The sequence below is a fragment of the Bremerella cremea genome (assembly GCF_003335505.1).
Classification (GTDB): domain Bacteria; phylum Planctomycetota; class Planctomycetia; order Pirellulales; family Pirellulaceae; genus Bremerella; species Bremerella cremea_A.
This window is the reverse complement of record NZ_QPEX01000009.1, coordinates 1-3,432: the sequence shown is the minus strand read 5'-3', so window position 1 is coordinate 3,432 and position 3,432 is coordinate 1. Positions and strand designations below refer to the sequence as shown.

The following is a 3,432-nucleotide window of genomic DNA, read 5'->3' as shown; positions in this document are numbered from 1 at the left end:
CGTGAGACGTGAGGGCCTCACGAAGCTCAATTTGAGTTGGTAGATTTTATCTTGTGTGTGTCGCACAAAGCTGACGATTTTCGAGAATCTTGAATCGTTACTCGTTATTCAGGCTGTTGTTCACAGCTGCTCTCGCTAAAGAGCGTTGAATATAAGTGGTCAAGCATTCGTCCGTTAGTACCAGTTAGCTGAACTCATTACTGAGCTTACACATCTGGCCTATCAACCTGGTCGTCTTCCAGGGGACTCTCGTACAAAGTACTTACGAAACCTAATCTTGGAGCGGGCTTCACGCTTAGATGCTTTCAGCGTTTATCCTTTCCGTTCATAGCTATCCAGCCGTGCCACGGGCATGACAACTGGGACACCAGAGGAACGTCCTTCCAAATCCTCTCGTACTAAAGAAGAATCTCCTCAAGTTTCGTACGCCCACAGCAGATAGGGACCGACCTGTCTCACGACGGTCTGAACCCAGCTCACGTACCACTTTAATCGGCGAACAGCCGAACCCTTGGGAGCTTCTTCACCCCCAGGATGTGATGAGCCGACATCGAGGTGCCAAACCGCATCGCCGCTATGGACGCTCGGATGCGATAAGCCTGTTATCCCCGGAGTACCTTTTATCTGATGAGCGATAGCCCTTCCATTCGGGACTACCGGATCACTATGACCTACTTTCGTATCTGTTCGACCTATGGGTCTCACAGTTAAGCACCCTTCTACCATTGCGCTCTATGCCTGATGACCAACCAGGCTGAGGGTACCTTTGCACTCCTCCGTTACTCTTTGGGAGGAGACCGCCCCAGTCAAACTGCCCAACTGACACTGTTCCTAGTCTGGATTCACAGAAATTCTAGGTTAGAGCTAAAACATATTCAGGGTGGTATTTCAAGGATGGCTCCATCGACACTGGCGTGCCGACTTCAAAGCCTCCCACCTATCCTACACAAAACATATCTCAGACCAATATCAGCCTACAGTAAAGGTTCACGGGGTCTTTCCGTCTAACTGCGGGAACGTGGCATCTTCACCACGACTACAATTTCACCGGGTCGGTGGTTGAGACAGTGCTCCAGTCATTACGCCTTTCATGCAGGTCGGAACTTACCCGACAAGGAACTTCGCTACCTTAGGACCGTCATAGTTACGGCCGCCGTTTACCGGGGCTTCGGTCGAGAGCTTGCACCCGCTTCCTTAACCTACCGGCACCGGGCAGGCGTCAGACCCTATACATCCTCTTGCGAGTTAGCAGGGTCCTGTGTTTTTGATAAACAGTTGCCAGAGCCGATTTACTGTGACCCCCAACAGCGTGAACCATCAGGGGCACCCCTTATCGCGAACTTACGGGGCCATTTTGCAGAGTTCCTTAACCACCGTTCTCCCGAGCGCCTTAGTCTACTCGACTCGCCTACCTGTGTCAGTTTTAGTACGGTTACAGTTGCTTCAACCTTTAGAAGCTTTTCTTGGACGTCCCGCTGATGATTACCTCCGAAGAGTCAGCACTCTAACTTGGCTCATGAGGGCGGATTTGCCTATCCCTCACCTTGCTAGAATCCACGGACTGTTCCACCAGTCCGATCACCTTTGAAACGCCGTCCCTCCATCAGTCCACAACCGTAGCGCAGGAATATTGACCTGCTGTCCATCGTCTACGCTTTTCAGCCTCGACTAAGGGACCGGCTAACCCTGGGCGGAATTGCCTTCCCCAGGAAACCTTAGGCTTTCGGCGAACAGGATTCTCACCTGTTTTATCGTTACTCATTCCGGCATAATCACCCGATCGCCCCAACACCGCTCCTTACGGTACGGCTCGTATCTGACGATCGGCGCTCTCCTACCATTCTTTCGAATCCGCTGCTTCGGTGAGATGCTTACTCCCGTTCATTATCGGCGCAGAATTGCTCGACCAGTAAGCTGTTACGCACTTTTTAAATGGTGGCTGCTTCTAAGCCAACATCCTGGTTGTCTCGGCAATTCAACTTCCTTAGTGACTGAGCATCTCTTGGGGACCTTAGCAGACGGTCTGGGTTGTTTCCCTCTCGACCGCGAAGCTTATCCCTCGCGGACTGACTCCTGAGATAGTCACACCGGTATTCGGAGTTTGGTCCAGCAGGGTACCCCGGGAAGGGCCCCAAACCGATTCAGTCTCTCTACCCCCGGTGTGTAGTGGCTCAAGGCTAGCCCAAAAGCTATTTCGGAGAGAACGAGATATCTCCACGTTTGATTAGACTTTCACTCCTCCCCACAAGTCATCCCCTCGGTTTTCAACCCAAGTGGGTTCGGTCCTCCACGCGGTATAACCCGCGCTTCAACCTGCTCATGGGTAGATCACGTGGTTTCGCGTCTACCACCTACGACTAACGCCCTATTAAGACTCGGTTTCCCTCTGGCTACAGCCCGTAAGGCCTTAACCTGCCGCAGACGGTAACTCGCCGGATCATTATGCAAAAGGCACGCCGTCACCCATAAATCGGGCTCCGACCGCTTGTAGGCACATGGTTTCAGGTTCACATACCTCCCCTTGTCGGGGTTCTTCTCATCTTTCACTCGCGCTACTGAGTTCACTATCGGTCATCAGTGAGTATTTAGCCTTGCGGGATGGTCCCCGCCGATTCAATCCAGGTTTCACGTGACTGGACCTACTCAGGTACCTTTCGAGAGGCCACTCGATTTTCGCCTACGGGACTGTCACCCTCTATGGTTGACCTTTCCATGTCATATCGGCTAATCGGTGGCTTTGTAACTCTCATATGAAAGGCCCTACAACCCCCTGAGGAAAATCCTCAAGGTTTGGGCTATTCCGCGTTCGCTCGCCGCTACTGACGGAATCGATTTTTCTTTCTTCTCCTCCAGGTACTTAGATGTTTCAGTTCCCTGGGTTGAACAGGAATCCCGGGATCAACGTTCGTTTGACAACTCCCCCAGGCTTTTCGCAGTCTTCCACGCCTTTTCTACTGATGCCAAGACATCCCCCATGTGCCCTTAATAGCTTGACCACAAATATTCAAAGCTCGTTTAGGCCTAGCAAGGCCATGCGAACTGAGAACAATCAAACCATTTCGGACTACTTTAATGTGATCAACTTGTCTAAGAGCTGATCACTGAGATCCGTATCTTGTAACGATTCTAATACGCTGCTGTATCGCAACTCGCTGCCCCACCCTCTCAGGTGAAGCTTGAATTACAACCGGCAGACGTTTAGATTCTCTTTTGAGAACGGCCATTACTCTTATCGGCACTGCCAAAGTAATTCAGTCGAAACTGAACTCAAAGGCAACACTTAATTGTAATAACCTTAACTCTATGAAATTGCATCGTTTTTAGGCGACAAAGCTTTGTTCGTTGCGTTACTCGTCAAGCGACAAGCAACTCAATCAAACAGCACTTCGTCACACAAAATGCCATCTACCAACCAAATTGTCAAAGATCAAA

General features: G+C 50.7%; 1 rRNA gene. It reads right to left on the bottom strand.

From position 1 onward, the window contains the following. Nucleotides 1–155 precede the first annotated feature (155 nt). Nucleotides 156–2,996, bottom strand: a 23S ribosomal RNA gene (locus DTL42_RS01405). Between the last annotated feature and the right edge of the window lie 436 nt (nucleotides 2,997–3,432).